The following is a 24,405-nucleotide window of genomic DNA, read 5'->3' as shown; positions in this document are numbered from 1 at the left end:
ACGATCCCTTCGGTCAGGAGAGACGGGTGAAGATGTTGCGGGTGATGGCCGAGACCTGTGTGTCGGTGGCCAGAAGGCGGGCCCAGTCGGTCGTGGCGGCGGTGAAGACCGTGCCGTTCGCCGTGTAGAGGCCGAGGGTCGCCGCCCGAGGGCTGTCAATCGCCTCCCGAGCCGCGATGTTCCAATCGCCGGGCAGCGGCGCGATGCCGAGAATCTCGAAGTCCTTGGGAGTCCCGTCTCGGCCTGTCGGGCGCGGTCGGCCGGACGCGTCGAGCTCGTACGCCGCCCCGTCGCATTCGTAGCCGACCAGCGCGCCGTCGCGGCCGACGACGTCGCCCGTCCGCAGGCCCGTGCCGGAGAAGAGCCAGTGGTCCGCATCCGTGACGGTGAACCCGAGGGGAGTACGCGGGCCGTCCCAGTGGCCACCACCGTTTCGGTAGCTCACCCCGAGAAGGGAGTTCTCGGGCTCCGACTCCCACCAGTGATCCGGGCAGCCGTACGAGCTGTCCGGGTCCTTCCCGGCCGAGGCTCCGGGCGGGAACTTGTCGCAGCGCAGCCCGGCTCCGTCCGGCGCCACGTGTACTCGCCACCAGCAGGTGTTGGCGCCGAAGTTGGCGATGTTTCCTCCGCTGTCCCGGAACGCGGTGACGTTTCGACGGATCTCGGCGCTCCAGTACTCGTCGTGGCCGGCGGCGACCAGGAGGCGGTATCCGTCATGGAGGTGTCGGCCTTCGTGAAGGTCCAGGTCGGTGCAGAAGTCGCTTTCGATCCGGTTCTCCTCCATCCACGCGATGAAGGGGGCGTCCCAGTGAGCGAAGGTCTGCCGCGGGGAGGCGGTGTCGTACGGGTCGGGCAGGCCCTTGACGGGGCCGCCGACGCCGCCTCCGGGGCGGAGCATCGTGACCTGGGCGGCGCTGTAGAGGCTGCCTCCCCCTGCCGTGTTGTAGGCGTGGTAGGTGAAGGTCGGGATCTTGAAGAGGACCTTGCGGCCAGACGGCGCGGAGGGTGTGACCACGAAGAGGATCCGCGCCTCACGGGAGTCCATCGGCGGCATGTCCGATGTCGGCTCCGTGTTCAGCGCCGCGATGTAGACCCCGGACCTCCACTCGGGGGGCACGAGGAACTCGTAGGCGGGCCACCGCCAGTCCGCGTCGAACGTGCCGGACTCTGCGGTGCCGCCGGGCCACTCGACATGGCCGGCGTGGTGGGGCGTCGCGCCCCAGCGGTAGAAGTCGACGTGGAAGTGCGGGGCCGATGCGGCGATGTGCAGCCGGAGCACTTCGCCGGCGCGGACGCTCGGCCGGGCGGGGTAGCCGCTGATGCTCGTCATGCGCTCGTCCAGGGGCGCGCGACACCAGCGATGTGGTACTGGTCGACCGGCTCGATCTGGGCTTCCCACTCCAGGTCGCACAGCTGCGAGGTGAGGTCGGCGGCGTCACGCAGCACCTTCACGGCCTGGTGGTGGGATCCGTCGGCGAGCCTGCGGCGCACAGTGGGCACCTGGGCCTCGGCGACGGCCTCCTCGATCCCCGCCTTGGCAGGTGCGTCGTCGAGGAACACCACGCGGCCGCCCGGCGCCAGCGTCCACCTCAGGAGGTCCCAGAAGGCTTCCATCTCCACGGGCGGCACGTGGCTCAGCCAGAAGGCGAAGAAGATGGTGTCGTACTGGCGATCCGGCTCCCAGCTGAAGACGTCCGCCTCGATGAAGCGAGTCGCGGTCCCGTGCATCCGCTCACGGGCCGCGGACAGCATCTCCGGCGCGGCGTCCAGCGCGGTCAGGCTGCGTACGCGGTCGGAGATCAGTCGGGTCCACTGGCCGGTACCGCACGCCAGCTCCAGGACGTCGCCGCGGATCGGCAGGTCGTCGAGGACGTTCGCGAGCTGGGGCATGTGCATGCGGTCGCTGTAGGAGTCGTCGTACTCGCCGGCTCGCGCTCGGTAGTAGGCGATCTGCCTCTCGGACCATCCGCCCGCACCGCCATGCTGCTTTGCTTCGATCACCTGAAACCCACCCCTTCGTCGTCCACGCGGAGCGGCAGCGCTCCGTGGTGAGCAGACTGCCGAGCGGTGCGGGACAGCGGGCTGCCGTCGTGCCGCACTTGCGTGGCAACGCCGTCGCTCGCGTGGGCGATCGCGGGACCGCCGGTTACGTCGGCCGGGACGGCCCGGGTGTCGAACCGGTGCTGAACTCCTGTCGCAGCGAAGGCCCTACGCCCCTGGTCAGACCGCCCTACGCTGTTACCGTCGTTGGTGTCGGTCGGAGGAGCTTCGGTGGCCACAGTGCAGCGCTGGACCGGAAGGGAGGCGCGCGCTCTGCGGCTCGCGACGCGTCGGAGCGTGCGTCGCTTCGCCGCCTACCTCGGCGTCAGCGACCGGACGGTGTCCAATTGGGAGGCCCGAGGCGAGGAGATCGTTCTCACCCCGGATTCCCAGGCGTTATTGGATACGGCGCTGGAGCGGAGCGACGCGGAGGTGCGGCAGCGCTTCTGGGACACGGTTGGTGCTCCGATGTCCTCAGCCGCGCCCGCACCGGACAGATACCTCCCGATACCCGTCCCGGAGCCCGGCTTGGTGCACAGGTCAGATGATTTCGAGGGGCTCGTCTCCGTCCTGCGGGAGGCGTCGGCGGACGACAGCGCCTTCACAGTCGCCCTTTGCGGTCCCGGCGGGTTCGGGAAGACGACGCTCGCGACGCAGGTGTGCCAAGACCCTCGTGTACGGAACTCCTTCTCGGAGTTCCTGTGGGTGGAGACCGGCGAGGAGTGCACGGCGGCGAGGGTTGTCGAGCTGATCTCCGACCTGTGCGTTCATCTGGACGGCAGCCGCCCTTCTTTCGCGGATCCGGAGCAGGCCGGCTTCCACCTGGCTCGTCTGCTCCAAGGACGGCGTGCGCTCCTCGTCATCGACAACGTCTGGTCCGCGGCCGACCTCAGCCCTTTTCTGCTGGGTGGGGAGGACTGCGTACGGCTTGTCACCACCAGGAACGTGCGCGTGTGCCCCAGCGCCGCCAGGGTCGTACGGCTGGGTCCCATGGCGTCCGGCGAGATCAGAGAGCTGCTCGTCCGCAATGTCGGCAACCTGGACGAGGCCGAAGCCGCGCGCCTCGCCGGCGCGTGTGGAGGATGGCCCCTGCTGGCGTCGATCGTCGGGGCGAACGTCGCACAGGAGGTCGTCTCTGGTGCCCCGGCCGGTCGTGTGGTCGCCGAGACGAGCGCGGCGATCCGTGCGTACGGCCCCCAGGCATTCGACGTCTGGGACTCGGACCAGCGGAAGAACGCTATCGGGCAGGCACTCGCGTCCAGTCTCCGCAGCCTTGAGGAGAGCGTCTCGATCGCGGGGCACTCGGACCTGCGGGACCGGTACCTCTCGCTCGCGGTCTTCCCGCCGTCGCTGCCGATCCCCGTGTCGGTGCTCACCCACTGGTGGCGAACAGCGCACGGATGGGCGCCTCACGTGGTGAGGCAGTTCTGCCGACTGCTGTCCGACCGGTCCCTGATCAGCGCCTATCTCGCGGACCGGGACGCCATCGTGCTGCACGATGTGTTCCGGTCCTACCTGCGCCACCTGGTCGGCGATCGTTGGGCGGCCCTTCACCGGTCCCTGATCGAGTCATACCGGCACGGCACCGAGGGCGCGTGGGAGACGCTGGACGAGACCGAGGGCTACCTGTGGCGCCATCTTCCCTACCACCTGCGTGAAGCCGAGCTTGACGCCGAGCTCGTCAGCCTCCTGGCGTCCCCGTCGTACGTGATCCGGAAGGTCGCGCTCGTCGGACACCAGCACCTGACCGCGGACGCCGCTGTTCTCGATGCTCTGCCAGGGCGGGACGAGGCCGGCCACCCCCAGCGTCAGGAGTGGCTGACCGCCCGCGCCCTGACTGGCGCCGGGTACCTGCTGAGCGGACTGGAAAGCCCGGCTGACATCGCCTCGACGCTTTCCATCGTGCTGCGGCGCTCACCTCTACCCCAGGACACGCGAACCCTCGAACGCGTCACTGGTGCGGAGGCGGTACTCACCCCCAAGTGGCTACGGCCTCCAGAGGGCGACACCCCGGAAGCGCCGACCCCCGGCCACATCGGTGCGATTGTTAGCGTCTCCGCCGCTCGTGACATGGTCGCGTCGGGTGGTGAGGACGGAGTGGTCAGGCTGTGGAACGTCAACACCGGCCGGCTGCTCCGAGCCCACCAGGCGCACATCGGATGGGTGTTCGCCACCGCGCTCTCCTCGGACGGGCTGGTCCTCGCTTCGGCGGGAGACGACGGAGCGATCCGACTGTGGCGCACCGACACCGGAGACCCCATCGGCGTGCTGCCCGGGCACAATCGCCGGATCCGCAGCCTCGCCTTCTCCCCCTCCGGCCCGTTCCTGCTCTCCGGGGCCGAGGACGGAGCTGTGCACGTGTGGGACGTGGACAGGCTCGTGCTCGTGCGATCGATGCGTACGGTCGGCACTCCCGTCTGGTCCGTGGCGATCGGAGGAGACTCCCAGTCGCTTGTGGCCGTGGCCGGCGAGGACGAGTTCGTCCGTCTCTTCGACCTGCGTACAGGTCGTCTCCTGGACGAACGCGCCGCTCACCGCGACTGGGTACGTTCCGTGGCCTTCGCCCCCGGTTCCTCTCTGTTGGCCTCCGGATCAGGTGACCGCTCCATCACTGTGTGGGACGCGGCGGACGGTCAACTGGCTCTCGTTCGCCGGATCGCCGATCTCAAGGCGCGCGTGCGTGCCGTTGCTCTGTCCTCCCACGACGATGTCATCGTCGCCGCCACCGAAGAGCCGAGGATCCAGGCTTTCTCGGCGGAAGGTCCGGCGGGCGAGACTCAGCCCCCACCGGGAGTCGACTGGGTGCGTTCACTCGCCACAACAGGCGACGGCACCGTGATAGCGGGATGCGAGGACGGCGCTGTTCGCATCTGGACGGTGGGCAGGAACAGCCTCAGGACGCTGGCCAGCGGCGCGAACACCGTGTGGTCCACGCAGTTCGCCGCCGACGGCCGTACCGCCGTGGTCGGCGACGGTGCCGGCGGCATCGGCGTCATCGATACCTCGACCGGGACGGTCAGCAGGAGGCTCACGGCGGCCCATGGGCGTGTTTGGTCCCTGGCAGGTGGTGGTGAGCACGTCGCGGCGGCCTGCGGCGACGGGGCGGTCAGGGTCTGGTCGCTGCTCGATACGGCGTGGTCCCTCACCCTGAGCCAGGACACCCCGCGGACGTGGGCCGTGGCAATGGCTCGCTCGGCATCCCGCCTTGCCGCGAGTACGGGCGACGGACACATCCGGGTTTGGGACTTCTCCACCGGGGCCCTGCTGTGGAGCCAGGATGTTCACGCTGGCCGACTGCGCTCGCTCGCCTTCGACGACAGCGGAGACCTTCTCGCCGCCTGTGGCGGCGACGGCTCCGTACGCGTGTGGCACGCCCTCACCGGCGAGTTCAAGGGCCGGTTCTCCAGCCCCAGCGGGTGGGCCCGCGCCGTCACGGTCGACGGACCGGGGCATCGCGTCGCGGTTGGGGCGGGAACCGGTGATATCGCGGTACGGCACCTGGCTACGGACAGGTTCACCTCCCACCTCTCCGGGCACACCGGCCGCATCCTCATGCTGGGCTTCCTCAACGACGGGGACCGCCTGGTGTCGGCCGCGGCGGATGGAACGGTGCGCCTGTGGTCACTCAGCGAGCAGCACCAGATCGCCAAGGTCAGGGTGGATGCCTCCTTGCACTGCGCGGCCTTCGAACCTCGTACGGGCGAGGTGTTGATCGGCAGTGCGGCGGGGGTCGTGTCCCTGGAGATCAAGGACTCATGAGCGACAAGCGAAGGGCTTGCACACCATGACAGAGAAGATTCCCAGCACCTCGGACGGAAGGGCCGACAGCAGCTCCGGCCCGGCCGCCGACCGCGACGCGCCGGTCATCCTGAGCAACGAGCCCGGCTCGTTCGCCTGGGGCGTCCTGGCCAAACGCCACCCGGCCCTGATCCAGCAGGTGCGAGACGCCTTCCCGTACGGCCGTCGACAGCACGAGGCCCTCGATGCCCTGCTGGACGAGATCACCAACGGCGTCATCGAACCGCTCGCTGCCTCGGAGCACGATCACCGGCAGTGGAAGAACTGGGGCCGGGAGCACTTTGGGCGGTCGTGGTTCGACGCCCCGTTCCTGTGGGCGGAGAGCTACTTTTACCGCCGGCTGCTTGGCGCCATCGAGTACTTCGGTACGGGCCCGTGGCAGGGAGTCGATCCCTTCGCTCCGTTCAAGCAGGCCGAACTGCGCGGCGAGGCGGTGGAGGAGGAGCTGCGGGCCCTGGACGCGCTCGCCGACGCACCTGCCGACGAGCGGGCTGCGGCGCTGCTCCACGCCTCGCTCTGGGGCAACCGCGCGGACCTCGGCTTCCGTGTCTCGGCGGGGGAGCCAGCGACCGGCGAAGCTACCTCCGCGCTGGTCGCCGACGACAGCGGCGTGCTTTGGCAGCTCCTGCCCGCCGGTGCCCCCTCGACCGTCGCCGTTGTGGCGGACAATGCCGGACGCGAGCTGATCCCGGACCTGATCCTCATCGACTACCTCCTCGAACGCCCGCACGCCGAACGGGTCGTGCTCCATGTAAAGCCCAGCCCGTACTACGTCTCCGACGCGATGACGGCAGACGTCGTCGACTGCCTCCGCCGCCTCACCGAGGCACCCGGCGAAGCCGGCACGATCGGCGACCGATTGTGGAAGGCCATGGCGTCAGGACGCCTGGAGGTCCGCACCCACCCCTTCTTCTGCGCTCCGCTGCCGTACGAGGAGATGCCCGAGGACCTTCGAAGTGAGTTCGAGGCCGCCACGCTCACCATCCTGAAGGGCGACCTCAACTACCGCCGCCTTGTGGGCGACCGTCTATGGGACGCCACGGCGCCGTTCGCAGACCTCACCGCGTACTTCCCAGGGGCCGTCGCAGCCCTCCGCACCCTGAAGTCCGACGTCATTGTCGGCCTGGACCACGGAACGCTGGACGCCCTCGAACAGTCCGGTGCGGCGTGGCGCACCAGCGGCACTCACGCTCTCATCCAGGTTCGGCCATAGCCCTGGCCTCGACGCGACTTCGCTAACGTGTTCTATGCACCGAGCGAGGCCAGGTCTTACCTACTGCGACGTGGGCCGTGGCGTGCGTGGACGGACCTCCCTTCCAGCTTCGACACCTGGTCCTGCCTGCCCATGATTCTCGGGATCGATGGACCCGACGAGGCATCGGCCCGCCACCCTGCCGCCCTGCTCGGCCTTGGCTACACAGAAGCCCGTTTCGGGAGCGCACGAGGTCTGCAAGAGCGAGTTGGGTCCGGGCTCCCTCGCCGAGCCCACTTCGCACCGGCGGGATCCTCCCGTACAACCACGTCTCCGCCGGTCTGAAGGCCCAGTCTGCCGACGGCAGGACGAGCCACCTTCTCAGTGCCAAGGTCCAGTCCGACCTCTACGACGTTCCACTGCTCACGTTCGGCTGACCGGCAGGAGCCGGCGGAGCCAGTGATGGGTGGGCGCGATCACTGTGATCGCGCCCGCCAGCCATGCGCGCGCCGGAGCGTCCAGCAGTGGCAGTACCGCTTCGAAGTCAGTCTCGTCCTTGTCCCGGGTCGCCCTCGCCTTGTAGAAAAGCTGCACCTCGGGCGCGAGATACGGGATGCCCGTCTCGCCCGTCCGCCCGAGCCGGTCGATCGGGAGGCGAATGTCCGGGGTGCGCCGCGAGACCCACTGGGTGCCCTCGGCCTCGTCCAGCATGAGCTGCACCGACCAGGGCGCCTCCGGCGTGCGGCGGCACCAGATGTCGTGGAGCGGCGGCCGTAGGAGCTCTCCAGGACGCCACGGTCGCAGCTCCCCCTGGCCGGGTGGGTCGGCCACGTACAGGTCCCAGTCGGCCAGGAGGTTCCGTACGCGGGCCTGGTCGCGCCGGAGGACGAGGCATCGAGATCGCCGTGTGGGCGCAGCTCGCGGCCGACAGCGAGTTCGATCGCGTAGCCACCGGCGATCCACCATGGGAAGTCCGCCTCGGCGAAGACCGCAGCCACATCCTCGGGACGATCCGGCACCAAGCGTCCCAGCACGTCAGCATTCACTCGCTCATACTCTCAGTGACCAGACGGGCGGAGGCGAAGGCCGACGACGGGTCGGCGGTCTCGCCGGAGTGCCCTGTCGCCCGCTCGCACCCTGCGCTCACAAACGCCCATGAGCATCAGGGCCACCGGCAGCCACCCTTGAGCGAGTGACTCGCGACCGGCCTCGTGGCCGGGAGCTTGAGCCACTACCATCCCAGGGCCGGACAAGCTCGATGCCATGGTGCTTTATGCGGTTTCTACGCCTTTCGGCGGCGTACGCACTGCCGCGGCCGCTCCGGAGTCCTGGGAGGAGGCAACCGACGTCACCCGCAGGAGGTCCGCCGCCCGGTGATCAGTGCACCGTCCGCCGCCCTCGTCTCGGTCCCCGCGAGGTTCATGAAGTTCCACCACGTTTGTAGCCGACCCACAACCGACCACCGGCCTGCCCGATCACCTCGTCCACAGCGGCTACGAGGGGCTCTACCCGCCCGTCCAATACCTCCCGCAGGCCACGGTGCAGGCGCAAGCTGAGCCCTGGTGAGGTCGTCTCCAGACGGCGTGCGAGCCACTTTCCACCCCCGCCCCACGAGCCGCCGATGGCTAGTGCCAACTCGCCCGTCCGTCGAACCAGTTCGGTGGCAATGAACAGTCGCTCGCTCTGGTCGCTGCTCCCTGCGAGGTCGTCGAGAAGGTCGGTGATCGCGTAGCGGCGATCATCGATCTCGTCGGCCGACACCATGGGTGGCCCTGCGGCGGTCAGCTTTTGGGCCTCAGCTGCGATGCGCGCTCCGACTCTGTCAGTGTCGAATAGCAGCTCACCGTCGGCGCACATCCAGAGCAGCGGCGACCGGCGATTGCGTACTTCCCGCTCAACGTACGCGTACCAAGTCAATTCGGTGTGCACGAACATCTCCACCGGCCAATCGTCGCTCCGGAGGCTGGCCCGGTATGGGGCGGGGGCTCCGCGGAGCAGGACCACGATGTCAAGGTCCGACATTGCCGTGCGGCGGCCCGTCACGACGCTGCCTCCCAGGAAGGCAGTCAGAGCGTCAGGGTGGTGCTCATCTACAACGGCACGTGCGGCCTCGATCGCATCCATGCGGCAACTATCAGCATTCTGCCAACCACGCGCACGCCGTTTCTCCGGCGTATGACGGCGCTGTTTCACGCCTCGTCGCAGTTCGCCCGGGGCAGACAGCAATGATCGATGAATGACTGGCCAACGCTGCAATGGCATGTCAACGTGGATGACCTTCTGGTAAACCACCAGGTCAAAGAGGTGATCGCCTGTGATTCCGGAACCCCCGAGTCCGGGATTCTCCACCACCATCGAGGCCCTGCGGTTGCGTGAGTGGCAGCTTGGGCCGGGTCAGCCCACGCTCGTGATGGATCAGTTCTGCGCCGACGACTTCAACCTGGTCGTCGACGACCGCGCGGACGTACACGTCAATTCGAAGGACGGCTCCTTCTATCTCGGATGGTTCCCGTCCGGCCGCCCTGGCACCGACGGCGAGGGATGGAAGATCGCCGTTACTGGTACGGCCAAGGTGCGCGGCTACCAGATGTCCTTCGACACCCAGACGCCGGCCGATATCGTCGCCGCCGCAGTCGCTCGCGTGCTGGAGACCTCCAGCAGGTGTGACAACAGAGGCTCAAGGCGGGGCCCCTCGGGCGGACCGGCGTCCGCCTTGCCGGGCGCAATGCGGACACGAAGCTCGGTCATCTGCCACCCGAGGCCGTCACACGACCGGCCCGGCACTCCTGACCAGCGCCACGCACCGCCGGCGGCAATGAGTACCCCGACGCCTTTGGAGGCACCCTGCATCCCGACTTCCCGTTCGGCCCACTCACCCCGGCCAGCGACACGTCCGCATACTGGGTTGGCCCCCGTCACCTGGCTGGTGACGACGGACGTCTCTACGACGCCGTCGCCGACACTCTCGCTGGCCTGGGCTGGACGGCCCTGACGATCGTCCGTGGCCGCCAGGAGCCGGACGAGCCTTTGGAGGACCACCAGGTCCTGCGCAGCACCGTCCTTCACATCAGCCCCGACGCCCTGCGGTGGGCGCAGTGGGTGTTGCCGGACGAGCCGTTCCATCTGGGGAATCTGCCCATCGCCTGGCAGGTCTCCGCCCGTACGGACCCGAGCAGTCCGCTCGCCCAGTGGTCGGCCTACTTCACCCCCGAGGTCCCCGCAGAGGTTCTCGCCGACTTCCTCGTCGCGCTCGACGCCCGCAATCAGCCCGCCCTGTCGCTCGGTGGCCCTGAGCTGGTCCTCGACGCCGTTACCGCCCACGGCTGGCTGCGTGACGTCGACCAGCCCGGCACGGGAGCAATCAATCCGACCTTCGCCTCCCACATCCGCCTTGGCGAGGTGCCGCCACTCATCCAGGACGCCGACTCTCGGGCGCTGGTGGCTCAGGCGGACGAGGCGGCCCTGGCTGGATGGCAAGCGTGGGCCGAGCCGGTACCCGGCGCGGGATACCTGTGGGCGGCTTCCTTCGGCCCCAGCGTGCCGCACGACCTCGTTGCCGCCTTCGCCGACTCCCTCAGCTCCAGCGCACCGGTCCTGCGCCGGGTGCTGCCGGAAAGTACACGCGACCGGCTCCTTCGCGCTCCAGCCAGCTAGGGCCAGTCCGATGGGTCGGTCACAGCTGAAGACCGACCTCCGCCCGACTGGCGGGACCGTCGGCGACGACGCCCAGCACGTTTCTGCCGAACGGGGGAACACAAACTGGGTGCCGACCTCAAGTGCATGGCCCAAGGCCAGCCAATCGTGAAAATCGCGGTCATGACATCGATGACGGAGACCTTCCACGAGGCCCTGCGAAATGCGCTGGCCAGTCGGGACACGGTCAGCATCCGAAGCACCCTGGCTGAGATGCTGCAACGAGACCCCTCCAGGACGGAGGTCTCAGCAGCCCACAAGGCGGCCCGAAGGATCGCTAAGGACGGGGACGCGGTCCTCATCTCCCTGCTTCCAGACCAGGCCGGCGCCGACGCCTATGTGCCTACGGGCCGCGGGGGTAGGAGTCGGGCCTCGAACTACCTGACCGTGGACGAGGAGATCATCAAGGACTTGCCCTGCCGCGTCGAGCTCGCCACAGAGAAGTGGGACGCGATCATCGACGAAGGCATGCGGCTCACCCAGCAGAAGATTGAAAGCGACCCAATGCTCTCGGCGTTCCTGCCTTGCTGGCAGGCCGAACCACGTGCCGAGAAGAGAGCCCGTCTCGCGGCCAGCTGACCCACCGTCCAGCGCGCCTGTGCCAACAGACAAGGGATGAAACGCGACGCAGGCGAATGGAGCTTCGAAAAACCACCGGTACTCCAGCGCCGCACCGCCTCGTCGGCGCCCGCACAGATCCGCGACCCATTGGTTAGCGCCGACGGTTGGCGTCGTTCGCTGCGCTGGGCGCCGGCTGTGTGGAGGGCGCCGGGGACATGGTGCGCGGACTGCCTTGGGTCGGGGTGCCGTGGGGACTTACGGGTAGGGCGGGCAGGTGGGCGCTGCGGCGCAGGCGCCAGACGAGCACGTCGCTGATGGAGGTGGCGGTGTCGAGCTCGCGCCGTCGGGTGGCTTCGGCGAGCAGGGCGGCCGGGTCGTGGCCGGCTCTACGGGCGTCGTCGAGGGTGGTGGCCAGGGCGGGCCAGCCCGGCTCGGCCCGGATTCGTTCGGCCAGCTCTGGTAGCACCTGGTGGAGAAGGTCGGCTTGCCGCTGCCGGACACGCGGGGCCAGACGCTGGCCTCGCTGGCTCATGAGGGCCATGGGTTGGGCTGCGGCGGCTTGGTAGGCGGCGCGGAGGTGATGGGCGGCTTGTTCGGCGGCGGCTGCCTGTTGGCTGTGGTGCTTCCTGGCGTGCCAGTTCGCCGCGGCGGTGGCGAGGAAGAAGGCCATGTCGATGAGCATGGCGGTGGTGGTGCCGTCTTCGCCGCGGCCGAGGGCGGGACCGCTGTGGACGAGATCGCGGGCAGCCTGGCGCAGGGCGCGGTCGTGCCCGCGTACGGCCTTCACGTGGGAGCGGCTGGCCCGCTCGAACACGAACGCCGCCTCGCGCAGCTGAGCGCGGGTGTGGGCGGCGGAGGTCTTGGCGAGCGCGTCGAGGATCTCCCCGGCTGCGGCGATCTGGGCTGCCGCTGTGCCGTCGTCGCCGTGGTCGATGATCAGCAGGGCCTGCCAGGTGGTGGCGGAGGCCCGGCGCCGTGCGAACGCGGGACCTGTCACGTGCGGCAGGGCGGGTCGCTCCGGCCCGGAGCCGTCTGCCGAGGCGGCAGCCTCCGCGGGAAGGGCCCAGCGTTCGCGGATGCGGGGCAGGGACAGATCGGGTGCGAGCGTGGAGCCCGCGTAGAACACCGGCTCCTTCTCACCGTTGCGGTCATCAGGCAGCGCGACCTTGTAGCCGAGCAGGTCGCCGGAGGGCGCGATGCGCTTGCGGATCAGAAGACCGGCGGCGGCCAGCCGGTCGAAGAACTCCTCCTCGCTCGTCGCGCCGGCCACCGCACGCCGTACGGTCTCCCGGAGCTCCTCGCGCGCCGGGCGCTCCCGACCCTCGCGTTCGGCCTTGTGCCGCTCCGCACTGGTGGCCCGCTTGGCGGCGGTGCCGTCCCCAGGTGCGACCTGGTGCAGGTCGAGTTCCTTTTCGATCAGACGGCACTCGGCCTGGGCGCGTTTGCCGGAGCGGTGGTGATCGGGACGGCGGCCGTCTTCACGGATCAGGGTGGCGATGATGTGGATGTGGTCGTCGGCGTGCCGGACGGCTGCCCAGCGGCAGCCAGCGCCGTCGCCAGGGTCGATGCCGGTGGCGGCTACCATGCGACGGGCGATGTCGCCCCACTGCTCGTCGGACAGGATCGGGTCGTCGGGGGCGGCGCGCACGGAGCAGTGCCAGACGTGCTTGTCGGGACGCTGGTCCGCGTCGAGGAGGGCGAGGGGCTGGTCGAGGAGGTGCTGGAGGTCCTTCTTCGTGACCGAAGGGTCGCGGCCGGGGTCCGGGGCCATGCCGTCGAACGAAGCGACCAGGTGCGGATCGACGTGCTCCTCGTGGGTGCCCTTGCCGTAGAGGTAGTGCAGGAGGCCGAGGGTGTTGCTGCCCTGCTTGTGGATCCGAGGGATCAAGCGGTCTCTTCCTCCTGTCGTTTAGTGATCCTGTCGGCTGCCCGCTGGGCGGCCTGCGCGGCGCGTTGCAGATCATCGAGAGCCGCGGCGAAGTGTGGTGCGTCGGCACCGGAGTTCAGTGCTTTGGCGATTTGGTTGACGTTGCTGCCGGCCCAGCCGAGCTGGCGGCGTACGCCGAACAGCGCGGTCAGGACATCACGCTCGGTGGCGATGGCCGCCGCGGTACGTGCTTGGTCGCGGGCGGCGGCCAGGGCGGAATAGGCGAGGAACCCGGCCACGCTCATGCCGACGTGTTCGGCGCCGGCCTGGATGATGGTGAGTTCGTGTTCGTTGAGCCGGACGCTGTGGGCGGGGCGTTGCCTCTTGTCGCGCGGGCGTGACTTCCCCTTCTTGGCCTTGCCCTTGTGGCTGGCCTTGCCTGGCTGCGATCCGCCCTCGGTCGCAGCCATCCCGTCCGGCGCCCCCTGGCGCAGGTCGGGCCCCGCCACCCCCGGGGCGGGGTCGGGTTCGGGCGCTCCCCCAGCGGGGGAGTGTCCGGACCTCCAACTTGCTCCGCTTGCTCCGCTTGCTCCGCTTGCTCCGCTTGCTCCGCTTGGGGCAGGCGTCATCTCCCGAGTGACGGCGGTGTCGTTGAGGGCCTTGGAGGTGGGATCGTGCATGTGCTCTCCGAATCGTGGGGGAGTGGGCGCGGGTGGTGTCAGCTGGGGGTGGGATCCCCGCGGCCTGCCTCAGTGGGGATGGCTGGCGCGAGCGGTCTTCAGCTCGGCCTTGACGGTGCGGACGACCTCGGCGGCGCGGTCGCTGGCGATGCGGTAGCCGTCAGCGCGTACAGCCGCCTCCAGCAGGTCGCGGGAGAGACGTTCGGTGTCCTGGTGGATGCGGTGGGCGTACTGGACGAGGACGTCCCAGGAGGCGTCGGGCTTGCGGCCCGGCCGCTTCGGTTTCGCTTCCGCGGCATTGCCCGGATCGGCCCCCGCTGCCTCGCCCGCTATCGGTTCCGGGCGGTCGGCTGGGGCTGCGGGGTGTTGCGGGCGGTAACCGGAACTCGCGCTGGAGCGGTCTGCGGGTTCCGGGCGGGCGGATTGCGGGCGGACCACCCGGTGAGCGTCTTCGTTGCCCGCATTCGACGGCGAAGAGCCGCCCGCCGTCTTCGTCCGCTTTGGAGAGATGGCGCGCGGGCGGGCCTGCCCGGAAGTGCTGGGGGCGTACGAAGCCGGGGCGTGCCAGCGCGGGGGAAGGGTGATGGAGGCGAGGCCGAGAGCTTGTTTGCGAGTGGCGAGCTTGCGCAGCAGCAGCTCGTCCTGGAGCGGGTCACCGTCGACGTCGGCCCGCTCCAGCGCCTCGTGCAGGCGATAGGAGAGGCGTCGGCCCCACAGCCTGCCCCGCTGCCGCTCGGTCATCGCTTCGGCGCGGAGGATCAGGGCGACGGCTTCGCTCAGGGCGCGCTCGCGGATGAGCCGGGCAGCGTCGGCGTCCTGGTCGGCGATGCCGAGCCGGGCCAGCAGCCGTTCGCGGGTCTGTCGGACAAGGACGGCGGCCAGACTGTGGGAGGCGGCCTGGGGGGTGCGGTGGCGCAGCTCGATGCCCATGGCCAGGTGCCACAGCATGGCGGCCATGACCGGGCCGATGAGAGCGCGCACGGTGCCGCCGACGAGCCCGAACTCGGCATAGGCGGGGATGATCTGCACGCCGGTGATTACCCACACCATGGCGCCGGGGAGCCCCGGCGCGCGTGCGGGCCCGTTGAGGTTCTGGCGTGCCATCAGGGCGGTGGCGAACAGGGCGAGCTCGGCGGTGGCGAACATGAAGGCGCGCTCGACGGTGCTGCCCATGTCCAGGTAGTCGGCGGCGAAGCGCCAGCTCGTGTCGGCGCTGTAGGCGGTGCAGCCGAGCGCGGCCATGGCCGCGACGGGCACTGCGACGGTGCCGCGCCAGTGGTTGGTGCCGGGCGCCCGGCGGCGCTGCTGGCGGATCAGCCATCCGGCGAGCAGGCCGAGCAGCACGAGGGAGATAAGCAGCATCACGGTCGTCGTCGGGGACGTGGCCCAGTCGGGGAGGAGCGGCGTGCCGCTTACCCGGGTAGCCAGGGGGACGAGGGCGAGAGGAGGCAGGAGGGGGCTCCAAGGTGTGAGAGGAGACGGGAGGGCAGGACTGTCATGGCAGTGCGTTGAGCGGCCCCCGCGCGCGAGGCCGGGCGCGGGCCAAGGCAGGTGTGAGCGCGGGCGGCGCGGCGAGGCAGGCGGCGGGCGGCCGGTCAGGCGACGGGCGCGGTGCGGCGTCGTCGGTCGGGGCCGTCGAGGATGACGCGCTCGGTCATCTCGGCGAGGCGGGAGGCGACGCGGTCACCGAGGGCGACGCGTAGCTGCTCCGTCGGGAGGTTGGTGGTGATGAGGGTGGGGAGCATGTGCTCGTACCGGTGATTGATAAGCCGGTAGGTCAGCTCCTCGGTCCACTCGCTTGTCTTGGCCGCACCGAGGTCGTCCAGGAACAGCAGCGGGCAGCACGCCAGAGTCTGCAACTCCCGTTCGGCGTCATGGCCAGCGCGGGGACGCAGGCGAGGGTGGAAGTCGGCGGTGGTGATCGCCTCCCAGCGCAGGCGGACGCCACGGGCGAGCAGCCTGCGGATGGCGCTGTACGCCTGGTACGTCTTGCCTGTGCCCGTGGGGCCGGCGATCAGCAGCGACGGCCCTTCGGCGATCCCGGGCCCGCCGGGGCCGGGGCGCCCGGCGCGGGTGATCTCGTCGGCCCAGACGGTGACCTTCGGGTGGTCGGCCAGAGCTCGGCGGTAGCGGGCGGGGATCCTGGCATCGGCGAGTTCCAGCCCGGTGACGGGCTCGACGTGCCCTTCCTCGACGGCGGCACTGGCAAGGATGCCGTTGAGCCGGTCGGCGAGCGGGCCGACCCGATGGGGCTCGCGGGTGAGCGTGGCGGTCAGAGGTCACCTCCGTAGGCGGCTTCGACGTCGGCGGGGTTTGTCCACGCCCTGTGGACAACCGGCGCGGTGGGGGCCGCGTTCATGGCTTCGTGCACGAGGCTCGGCAGCGTGCTGGGGTGCAGGCCCTTGGCGCGGTGTAGGTCGAGCCCCGCCCGGACATGAGCGGGCGCGATGCCCTCCTCCAGCAGCTTGCGTGCCTCCCGGCCAAGATGGCCCAGGACGTCCTTGGGCGGGCGGTGTGTGCAAGCGGCGGCGTACTCGGCGATGAGCTCGTTGGTTGAGACGGTGCGGGGTGCGGGGGCGCTCGCGCCCCCCGAAGGGGTATCTCCTAGATCCATGATCCTAGGTCCTAGATCCGGACCGTGAGACGTCACCGCTCCCTCACTGAACCCTCCCTGCTGCCTCACGGAGGACTCCGTGAAACCGCTCTGACCTGCGGTTTCCTCATCTGAGGCGGGATTCGCCGCAGGGTTGCGTACTTGCCCGGAGCCCTCACGGAGGGCTCCGTGAGACAGCGGTGCGGACTCCGTGATGCCAGCCCCCGCAGCCGGCGCGCCAACGCCCGGCGCGGTGCGAGCCGGCGTGTCGTGGTGCGGGCAGGCGGGAAGGCGGCTCGCGCTGGGGCGGTTGATCTTCTGATGCTGCCGCCAGGTGACGATGTGCAGGTAGCGCTTGTCATCCGTGCCCTTGTAGCGGCATATCAGCCCGGCGTCGGCGAGCTGGGCGAGGTCCTGCTCGACGGCGGAGGGCGTGTGTTCCGGGCGCAGGACCCACAGTTGCCCGGCGATGATCGCGGCGTGGTCGCGGTGGCGGCCCTGGTCGTCAGCCTGGGTGAGCAGGCCGAAGAAGGTGCGCTCGGCGGTCAGGGAGACGGCGGCCAGGGACTCGGAGACGAAGGCTTCGGGCTTGATGGTGCGGATTCGTGCCAAGAGGGGCGGTCCTCACTCGGTGGCCGGTGGGATGGGTGCCCACGGTTCACCGTCGGTCGGGGGCGGAGACGGGTGTGAAGGGCGGGAATGTACGGCCGTTGACGCGGGAGCGTTGATGGCCGCTCGCGCTTTCCGGGGTGTCGTCAACATAGCCACACCCACGGCGCGCAAGTCCAGCCCTATCCGGCGCAATCTCTCACGGCAGAAATACCGCTGGAAATCGAATCGGCGAGGGCGGTGCGAAAACGGTAGGGCACGATCGGCGGTTGACTAAATAGTTGCCCCGCACCCCGAGCCAGAAGGATCACATCGGGAAGCCGTTGACGTCCTGCGAGCGACGAAGCTACAACACAACACCCCACGTCAGAGAGGGTCTCTGGTGTTGGGAACCGTTCGGGGATCCGGCCTTGCGCAGCACCCCGACCGCCTCGCTCACCGATTGAGCGCGGCGCAACATAGCCGACGATCGCCGGTTAACCAAACCGGCGAATGCACGCTACAACTGGAGCCATGGCAGCACGATCTCTGGAAATAGGGCCCGCAGGAATGGTGGCGGCTCGCACCATCGAAATCCTCCGTACGGAACGCGGCCTTGGGCAGCGCCAACTCGCCGCACGATGTACCGCTTTGGGCCGTCCTATGTCCAGCACGATGCTGTCCCGCATCGAACTCGCCAAGCGGCGATGCGATATCGACGACCTCGTCGCCATCGCCGAAGCCCTGCAGGTATCGCCCCTCGCCCTCCTCCAGGGCCCGGGCGCCACCTGAGCCGCCCACGCATCCCCGCCGCCCTCGCGACCAGGAGCCGCCCCCTTGCACCGACCCACGCCCGCGCCCGTCCCCCACAGGCCGTCCGACGCCCCTCCACCCCGCCTCTACCGCCCCGAGGAGATCGCCGACACCCTCGGCTGCTCGGCCTGGTGGGTCAAGGACCGCGCGCGACGGCGCCTGATACCGCACACCCGGGTCGGCCGCGCCTACCGCTTCACCGCCGAGCACCTCGCCGAGACCATCCGCCTCTACGAGGAGCGGCCGGCACAGCCCGCGCAGACAGCCGCCCGGGCGACCGAGCCGCTCTCCGAGCCCGGTACGCAGACCGACTCCGCGCAACGTCGCCGCCCCGCCGTGGCGCCGGCGACTCGCCTGCGGGCCCGCCCGCCGCGTCGACAGCAGCAGTACAGCACTGTCGCGTGACCCGATCGCATCTGCCGTAGCCGAGGACAACCAAGAGGGGACAGCGGGACTTGGGTTTCGCGGAGAAGCGCGGAAACTACTGGCGCGGCCGGTACAAGGTCGCGCCCGGCAAGCACAACACGGTCGTCGATGAGAACGGCAAGGCGATCAGGTTCGCCACCAAGGGCGAGGCCCAACGGGCAGCGGCCGAGGCCGAGAACAAGTACCGTCGCGGCGACTGGCGCGACCCGGCCCTCGGCCAGGAGACCTTCGGCGAGTACGCGAACCGCTGGTACGAGGCCCAGGACCTGGCCGCCTCGACCATGCAGAACTACAAGCGCCACATCGAAGAGCACCTGCTCCCCGAGTTCGAGGACAAGGCGCTCGCCGGCATCCTGCGCACGGACGTCGACCTGTGGGAGAAGAAGGAGAAGGCCCTCTACGCGGCCTCCAGCGTCAAGACCTGGCGCTCGACGCTCCACCTGATCTTCGAGGACGCGATCGACGAGGGCCTGATCACGTCCAACCCGGCTGCTCGGCGGCGGGGACGGGGTAAGCGCGCCGGCCGCTCCCGAGACCGTGGTCCGGAGAAGGTGGTCACCGACGCGCTCGGCATCTTGCTGACCGCCGAGCGCGCCGCCCTGCTCTCCGGCCGTGACGACGAGTTCGTCGCTGTGGTCCTCAAGGGGTACACCGGCATGCGCTGGGGCGAGATCGTCGGCCTGGAGACCGCGTTCGTCCGCCCTGGAGCCGTCCGTGTCGAGTGGCAGCTGTACGAGCTCGACTCGGGGGAGTTGGTGCGCTGCCCGCCGAAGGACGACAGCTACCGCACCATCGACTCGATGGACTGGCTGTCCGCGCTGGTCGCGAACCACATCGCCCGCACGAAGCCCAAGCCGTGCCCCTGTCACGGCAAGACCTACGTCTTCCGAGGACAGGGCGCGGCCCGTACCGGGGGCCACCAGGGCGCGAAGCTCGTCGACGTCGCCCGTCGTGCCGACGTTTCGACCGGCACGGTGTCCAACGTGCTCAACCACCCCGAACGCGTCACCGAGGCCACGCGAGCGAAGGTCGAGCAGGCCATCGCGGACCTCGGGTTCGTGCGGGGCGGCGTCGTGCCGGAGCATGCCGCCCACTGGCGCAGGAACGGTTTCGCAACCTGGCTGTTCACGCCGGCGGTCTCCGGCTGGTACCCGAAGAAGGCGCCGCAGGAGCCACGGCCGGTGCCCTTGCTCGGCGAGCCGTGGCCCGGCGTCCCGGCCCGGGGACGGGGTGCCAGCGATCGGGCTGACGCCTGCTGGCTCCCGATAGCCAAGGGGCTCACGCCCCACGGCCTTCGCCACACCCACCGGACGATGATGGAGGACCTGGGAACCGAGAAGGTGCTCATGGACGAACGCATGGGCCACATCGACGGCTCGGTCTCGGCGCGTTACGCCCACGTCACCCCAGGCATGCGCAAGCGCCTCATGCAGGGGCTGACCGAGCAGTGGGAGGCAGCACTCGACGCACGTTTGGCCATGAGTGCCACGTCACCAGTGCGCGTACTGAGTGACCTCCTGCGGGCACGCGAGGTGTCACGGGCGCCCGTCAAGTCGTAGCAATAAGAGTGCTGTGCCCTCCGGCGACCACTGCCGGAGGGCACAGCCGTATTCCCGATGCCTGCGCGAGGCCGCGTCAACTCCGCGCGGCCGTCTCACTCCAGCAGCTACGACGATTGCCAAGTAACGGGGCCAACGGACCTGGCTCAATAGGTACATGGAGACTGGCGAGCACTGGGCATACCGTGCGAGGTCGAAGGAGCTGGGCAGCCCTGTCAGGCAGGTGGAGATCGTTCGGGTCGGCCACCGTGGCAGGTCTGACTGGATCCACGTCCGGTTCCTGGAAGGGGATGACGCCGGCCTGTAGGAATGGGTCAGTCCCGGCTGCCTCGTAGCACCGTGGTCAGACGTCGACGCGTTCCGCGCGGATGACGAGGCAGAGCTCAGACTGACCGAGGCGTCACGCCACGTACGAGGCAGCACGGACTTCGAGGCCGCGCGCCTGATCCTCGGGTTCGTCCGGCCGAAGAACAGGCTGCGCCTCCGCCGAGGGGTGGCGGACGCGGGAGTTCTGGAACTCAGCCGACTCGACGAGACGGCGCCGCTCATCGGCATGGACGCCACCGCGCTCCGCAGTGACCCTATGGTGCACGAGAACCGCGCCGGCATGTGCCTGGCCGGCTGGTCGGTCACCGAGCGCATCGCCCGCCAGGTAGCGGGTCGGCTCGCCGACGAGATCCTCCCTGAGGTGGACCGCAAGCAGCAGGACATCGACCAGGAGCGCGCACAGCCCTCCTGGTACTCCTACCGTCGTCGGGACGACCGCAAGTTGGATGCGGAGGCGGCCGTCCTGCGGACTGTCCGGGCGTGGTGCGGCGAGGACAAGGCTGAACGCTACGACGAGTTGGTCGCACTGCGCGAAGAGGTCATCAGACTCGGCCAGCTGGTGGAGAAGGCGGTCAAGGCTCTACGTGACCGTGGGCACGGCGTCATCGCCTCCACCATTGAGCGCGACCTTGGCGTCCATATCGCCAGCCTTGATCCTGACGTGCGTCGATAGAGCCGCGCCACGGCTCCGGGGTCGGCTTCGGCGGCTCGGGCCGTGCCGCAGGCTGCTCCTTCTCCGGCCGGTGCGGGTTCCAGCCGTCGAGGAAAGGCCGTAGCTGATCTCCGGTCGGTTCCGCGTAGAAGTCGATAGCGGCCAGGCCCTTGCCGTTGATCGTGGGGTCCAGCCGGTCGGCCTCCGTCTTCCCTCAAGCCGACCACTCTCGAAGCCGATCGGCTTCGACGGCGTCGTCCGATGTGGCGGCGGCTTCGTCCAGAGCGACGCAGAACACCCGGATCTCTCCAGCCACCTTCCACTGCTCCAGGGCTGTGCCGAAGTGCTCCGCCCGTAGGGCGTGAACCGCCTTGATCGAGGCGGCACTGACGGCGGACTCCCACTCCCGCCTCTCGCGCTCCTCCCGCTCCGCCTCCAGACGCCGACGCTCCGCCTCCTGCCGCTCCCGCTCCTCTCGCTGGCGCCGCTGTTCGGCATCCCGTTCCAGTCGAGCCTGCTCCTGCTCCTCCGCGCGCGCCTTCAGCGCCCGGAACACCGAACCGACCTGCTCCTCCAACGGCTTCTTGGCGGTGTCGGCCCATTCCTCCTTCCAGCGGTAGCTGTGGCCGTAGCCGTAGCCCGAGTGCTGGCTGATCCGCAGATCCAGCTCGCCGGACGGCTCGAACCTGTGCGCCGGCGTCACCCGCTGCCAGTCGTACGTACGTCGGCCCGGCTGCTTGGGCACGTACCGGACCTGCTTCTGCCGTTCGCGGAAACTGACCTCGTACGTCCTGCCGTGGACGGTGAGCAGGGGCCTGGGCTGCTTGCGCTTCTTGGACACCGTGATCTCGCCGTGGCGGGCGAGTGCCTGCTCGGCGAGGAGCCGGAGCAGCGAGAGGACTCGGGGCAGGACCTCCTCCGAGATCTCGAAGGCACTGTGGTCCGCAGTGACAGCGGCGATCACGTCCTCGACATCGCTGATCACCCGGCTGCGCGCCAGCCGGATCCGGTTCCACTTGGTGTCGTCCTCCCCGGACACCCTGAGCAGACCGAGGAAGAAGTCCCCCTTCGCCCGGCCGCTGTACTTCAGGTGGTACCCCTCGGGCGCACACTGCCGGGCAGCGTCGAACGCCCTGCGGTAGCGAGCCCGCTCCTCTTCGCTGGGGTTCGGGATGCGAAGGAACCGCCCAGCTTGCTGCACCTCGGCGATCAAGGAAGCTCCGACTTCCGCCGGTGACGGCCGTGAGGGCTTGGGGGCGTGCTGTGGCGTGGGCTTCGTCGCGGACGCGGCTGTGGCTTGCTTCTGCGGTGGAGGTGCCGGCCGTTGCTCGGGGTGTGCGGACCGCTGCTTGCGCTGGACCGGCTCCGGCCGGTCCGGGTGATGGCCGTGCTCCAGGTAGAAGCGTCCGGCGTCGGTGATCTCCGCCTGCCACTTCCCATCCTTCTTGGGCATGATGATCAGACCCCGCCCCTTGAGTGCGCGGGCCGTGACGGCGAGTTCGGGGCTGTCTGAGGTGACCGGGTCGGAACCGTCCCCGATGCGGGTGAGGAGCGCGAGCTGCCGGTCGTTTAACGGAGACCAAGGGTGCATGGCGATCGTCGTACCGTCTGTGATCGGCCTCGCACAAGCCGTAGGGACGCGCCTTCCGACTGTGAGCGTCACAGAGCACGCTCGAAGGTGGACGGCCGCTCGGCTGGGAGCCGCTGGGGAGCCGGTTCTGGAAGTCGGCTCCCAAATGGCTCCCAGAACGGGGCGACAAAGCAGATCAGGCCCGGTGCTGATCTCTCAGCACCGGGCCTGACCTGCTATTTCACCTGTCGGGGTGGCGGGATTTGAACCCACGACCTCTTCGTCCCGAACGAAGCGCGCTGCCAAGCTGCGCTACACCCCGAGTGTCGCTGCTGTCGCGGCGACGTCGTTTACTTTAGCCCACCGGAGGCCTGAGGCGAAATCCGGTTTTGGGGGTCAGGGGGTGGGTGGGGTGAGGGTGAGGAGAGTGGCTTCGGGGGGGCAGGCGAAGCGGAAGGGGGTGTAGCGGTTGGCGCCGCAGCCGGCTGAGACGTGCAGGTGGGAGGTGCGGCCGCCGGACTGGTGGGTGGAGAGGCCCTTGACGCGGTCGGTGTCGAGGTCGCAGTTGGTGACGAGGGCGCCGTAGAAGGGGATGCAGAGTTGGCCGCCGTGGGTGTGGCCGGCGAGGATCAGCGGGTAGCCGTCGGCGGTGAAGGCGTCGAGGGCGCGCAGGTAGGGGGCGTGGACGACGCCGAGGGAGAGGTCGGCGTCGGGGTCGGGCCCGCCGGTGACCTGGGCGTACCGGTCGCGTTTGATGTGCGGGTCGTCGAGGCCGGTGAGGGCGATGCGGGTGCCGTCGAGTTTGAGGGTGCCGCGGGTGTTGGTGAGGTTGAGCCAGCCCGCGTCGTCGAAGGCGTCGCGGAGGCCTTCCCACGGGTTGTGGACGGCGCCGACGACGGGGGCGTTGCCGTTGAGGCCGTGGCGGCCCTGGGTCTTCTCGAAGAGGTAGCGGGCCGGGTTGCGGGGCCTGGGGCCGTAGTAGTCGTTGGAGCCGAAGACGTAGGCGCCGGGGAACTCCATGAGGGGGCCGAGGGCGTCGATCACCTCGGGGACGCCTTCGGGGTCGGAGAGGTTGTCCCCGGTGTTGATCACGAAGTCGGGGCGCAGGCCGGCCAGGGAGCGGAGCCAGCGCTGCTTCTTGCGCTGGCCGCCGACCATGTGGATGTCGGAGACCTGGAGGACGCGCAGCGGGTGCATTCCGGGCGGCAGTACGGGCACCGTGACCCGTCGCAGTCGGAACGAGCGGGCTTCGAAGCCCGCAGAGTAGAGGAGACCGGCGGCGCCGACCGCCGTGATGCCCAGGGGTACTCCGTATCGCGCGCGCATCCTCCCATGGTGTCAGACGGGTCGTACGGTCGGGATCAACGGTCTGGGTCAGCTGGGTAATGGTGGGGCGCGGGAGGGGTGGCGCCTGCGACAATCGCCGCTATGACCATGCTCAAGTCGAAGCTTCAGGAAGATCTCACCGCTGCGATCAGGGAGCGCGATGAGCTGCGCTCCTCGACGCTCCGGCTGACCCTTGCCGCGATCACCACGGAGGAGGTCGCGGGGAAGTCGGCCCGCGAGCTCTCGGATGCCGAGGTGCAGAAGGTGATTGCCCGGGAGGCGAAGAAGCGGCGGGAGGCCGCGGACGCCTTCGCCAAGGGCGGCCGCGCTGAGCAGGCCGAGCGGGAGAAGGCGGAGGGCGAGGTGCTCGCCGCGTATCTGCCGGAGCCGCTGTCGGACGACGAGTTGGAGGAGATCGTCGCCGCGGCCGTGGCGGAGGCGGTCGGCTCGGGGGCCGAGGGGCCGCGGGCCATCGGCCAGGTGATGAAGATCGTGAACCCGAAGGTGGCCGGCCGGGCGGAGGGCGGCCGGGTGGCCGCGGCGGTGAAGAAGCTGCTGGCCGAGCACTGACGGGAGGGGTTTCCCCTTCGATAGCTGATACGGAAGAGCCGATACGGAAGCGGTCCGCCGCGGCCGCGCGGGGGCGTCCCCCGCGCGGCATAAACGAGCGAGGCGGGAGGCAAAGTGCACCCCCCCCCCCTCCTGGGGGAAGCGAACCCC

18 protein-coding genes, 1 tRNA gene and 3 pseudogenes are annotated in these 24,405 nt (G+C 69.5%); 10 read left to right on the top strand and 12 right to left on the bottom strand.

Translation table 11 applies throughout. From position 1 onward, the window contains the following. Nucleotides 1–13: 13 nt before the first annotated feature. Together ACFVST_RS05425 and ACFVST_RS05420 are read right to left on the bottom strand one after the other, a co-directional pair. Nucleotides 14–1,330, bottom strand: coding sequence for a N,N-dimethylformamidase beta subunit family domain-containing protein (locus ACFVST_RS05425; protein ID WP_390147099.1), 1,317 nt, complete (start codon nucleotides 1,328–1,330; stop codon nucleotides 14–16). After that, nucleotides 1,327–1,896: a class I SAM-dependent methyltransferase gene (locus ACFVST_RS05420; RefSeq protein WP_355360043.1), complete on the bottom strand. Its 570-nt coding sequence runs from the start codon at nucleotides 1,894–1,896 to the stop codon at nucleotides 1,327–1,329. The genes ACFVST_RS05425 and ACFVST_RS05420 overlap by 4 nt, the downstream gene beginning before the upstream one ends. A gap of 384 nt (nucleotides 1,897–2,280) precedes the next feature. Between ACFVST_RS05420 and ACFVST_RS05415 the strand changes: the two genes are divergently transcribed. Both ACFVST_RS05415 and ACFVST_RS05410 read left to right on the top strand, forming a co-directional pair. Next, complete coding sequence (locus ACFVST_RS05415) at nucleotides 2,281–5,799, top strand: NB-ARC domain-containing protein (protein ID WP_390147098.1); 3,519 nt, start codon at nucleotides 2,281–2,283, stop codon at nucleotides 5,797–5,799. Between the two features lie 25 nt (nucleotides 5,800–5,824). Next, the gene (locus ACFVST_RS05410) at nucleotides 5,825–7,051 is read left to right on the top strand and encodes a damage-control phosphatase ARMT1 family protein (protein WP_390147097.1); all 1,227 of its coding nucleotides are present in this window, start codon (nucleotides 5,825–5,827) and stop codon (nucleotides 7,049–7,051) included. A 402-nt stretch (nucleotides 7,052–7,453) separates the two neighbouring features. Here ACFVST_RS05410 and ACFVST_RS05405 read toward each other — a convergent pair. After that, nucleotides 7,454–8,076, bottom strand: a pseudogene (locus ACFVST_RS05405) (nucleotidyltransferase domain-containing protein). Between the two features lie 373 nt (nucleotides 8,077–8,449). Next, nucleotides 8,450–9,154, bottom strand: coding sequence for a nucleotidyltransferase domain-containing protein (locus tag ACFVST_RS05400; protein ID WP_390147096.1), 705 nt, complete (start codon nucleotides 9,152–9,154; stop codon nucleotides 8,450–8,452). A gap of 190 nt (nucleotides 9,155–9,344) precedes the next feature. Here ACFVST_RS05400 and ACFVST_RS05395 point away from each other — a divergent pair. The 3 genes and pseudogenes from ACFVST_RS05395 to ACFVST_RS05385 all read left to right on the top strand — a co-directional run. Next, nucleotides 9,345–9,692 (top strand): annotated as a pseudogene (locus ACFVST_RS05395) (DUF317 domain-containing protein); the annotation flags it as partial. Nucleotides 9,693–9,874: 182 nt separating this feature from the next. Then, the gene (locus ACFVST_RS05390) at nucleotides 9,875–10,684 is read left to right on the top strand and encodes a DUF317 domain-containing protein (protein ID WP_390147179.1); all 810 of its coding nucleotides are present in this window, start codon (nucleotides 9,875–9,877) and stop codon (nucleotides 10,682–10,684) included. 162 nt (nucleotides 10,685–10,846) lie between these two features. After that, a complete protein-coding gene (locus ACFVST_RS05385; protein WP_390147094.1) occupies nucleotides 10,847–11,302 on the top strand; it encodes a hypothetical protein in 456 nt (151 codons plus the stop codon). Between the two features lie 133 nt (nucleotides 11,303–11,435). Here ACFVST_RS05385 and ACFVST_RS05380 read toward each other — a convergent pair whose 3' ends face one another. The 5 genes from ACFVST_RS05380 to ACFVST_RS05360 all read right to left on the bottom strand — a co-directional run bounded on the left by ACFVST_RS05380 (nucleotide 11,436) and on the right by ACFVST_RS05360 (nucleotide 17,036). Continuing rightward, the gene (locus ACFVST_RS05380; RefSeq protein WP_390147092.1) at nucleotides 11,436–13,172 is read right to left on the bottom strand and encodes a relaxase/mobilization nuclease domain-containing protein; all 1,737 of its coding nucleotides are present in this window, start codon (nucleotides 13,170–13,172) and stop codon (nucleotides 11,436–11,438) included. After that, complete coding sequence (locus ACFVST_RS05375) at nucleotides 13,169–13,621, bottom strand: plasmid mobilization protein (protein ID WP_390147090.1); 453 nt, start codon at nucleotides 13,619–13,621, stop codon at nucleotides 13,169–13,171. The genes ACFVST_RS05380 and ACFVST_RS05375 overlap by 4 nt, the downstream gene beginning before the upstream one ends. Before the next feature lie 279 nt (nucleotides 13,622–13,900). Beyond that, complete coding sequence (locus tag ACFVST_RS05370) at nucleotides 13,901–15,193, bottom strand: hypothetical protein (RefSeq protein WP_390147089.1); 1,293 nt, start codon at nucleotides 15,191–15,193, stop codon at nucleotides 13,901–13,903. Between the two features lie 233 nt (nucleotides 15,194–15,426). Further along, nucleotides 15,427–16,107, bottom strand: a complete 681-nt coding sequence (locus tag ACFVST_RS05365) for an ATP-binding protein (protein WP_390147177.1) — start codon at nucleotides 16,105–16,107, stop codon at nucleotides 15,427–15,429. After that, nucleotides 16,104–17,036 (bottom strand): hypothetical protein, encoded by a 933-nt coding sequence (locus ACFVST_RS05360; RefSeq protein WP_390147087.1) that lies wholly within the window; start codon nucleotides 17,034–17,036, stop codon nucleotides 16,104–16,106. Before ACFVST_RS05360 ends, ACFVST_RS05365 begins: the two co-directional genes overlap by 4 nt. A 510-nt stretch (nucleotides 17,037–17,546) precedes the next feature. Between ACFVST_RS05360 and ACFVST_RS05355 the strand changes: the two genes are divergently transcribed. The 4 genes and pseudogenes from ACFVST_RS05355 (at nucleotide 17,547) to ACFVST_RS05340 (ending at nucleotide 20,810) form a co-directional block, all read left to right on the top strand. After that, entirely contained in the window at nucleotides 17,547–17,804 is a 258-nt protein-coding gene (locus ACFVST_RS05355; RefSeq protein ID WP_390147085.1) for a helix-turn-helix domain-containing protein, read from the top strand. A gap of 45 nt (nucleotides 17,805–17,849) precedes the next feature. After that, nucleotides 17,850–18,230, top strand: a complete 381-nt coding sequence (locus ACFVST_RS05350) for a helix-turn-helix domain-containing protein (RefSeq protein WP_266399275.1) — start codon at nucleotides 17,850–17,852, stop codon at nucleotides 18,228–18,230. A 50-nt stretch (nucleotides 18,231–18,280) separates the two neighbouring features. Further along, the gene (locus ACFVST_RS05345; RefSeq protein ID WP_390147083.1) at nucleotides 18,281–19,810 is read left to right on the top strand and encodes a LacI family DNA-binding transcriptional regulator; all 1,530 of its coding nucleotides are present in this window, start codon (nucleotides 18,281–18,283) and stop codon (nucleotides 19,808–19,810) included. A gap of 157 nt (nucleotides 19,811–19,967) precedes the next feature. Further along, nucleotides 19,968–20,810 (top strand): annotated as a pseudogene (locus ACFVST_RS05340) (PE-PGRS family protein). A gap of 193 nt (nucleotides 20,811–21,003) precedes the next feature. Here the strand turns inward: ACFVST_RS05340 and ACFVST_RS05335 are convergent. The 3 genes from ACFVST_RS05335 to ACFVST_RS05325 form a co-directional block, all read right to left on the bottom strand. After that, complete coding sequence (locus ACFVST_RS05335) at nucleotides 21,004–22,380, bottom strand: PE-PGRS family protein (protein ID WP_390147081.1); 1,377 nt, start codon at nucleotides 22,378–22,380, stop codon at nucleotides 21,004–21,006. A gap of 227 nt (nucleotides 22,381–22,607) precedes the next feature. Then, a tRNA-Pro gene (locus ACFVST_RS05330) sits at nucleotides 22,608–22,681 on the bottom strand. 74 nt (nucleotides 22,682–22,755) lie between these two features. After that, complete coding sequence (locus ACFVST_RS05325) at nucleotides 22,756–23,685, bottom strand: metallophosphoesterase (RefSeq protein WP_390147079.1); 930 nt, start codon at nucleotides 23,683–23,685, stop codon at nucleotides 22,756–22,758. A gap of 102 nt (nucleotides 23,686–23,787) precedes the next feature. On the opposite strand from ACFVST_RS05325, the gene ACFVST_RS05320 reads away from it, so the two are divergent. Continuing rightward, a complete protein-coding gene (locus ACFVST_RS05320) occupies nucleotides 23,788–24,255 on the top strand; it encodes a GatB/YqeY domain-containing protein (protein WP_390147077.1) in 468 nt (155 codons plus the stop codon). Nucleotides 24,256–24,405 lie beyond the last annotated feature (150 nt).

Origin of the sequence: Streptomyces sp. NPDC058045 (assembly GCF_042885635.1) — a bacterium.
GTDB lineage: Bacteria > Actinomycetota > Actinomycetes > Streptomycetales > Streptomycetaceae > Streptomyces.
This window is presented reverse-complemented; position numbering and strand designations above follow the sequence as displayed.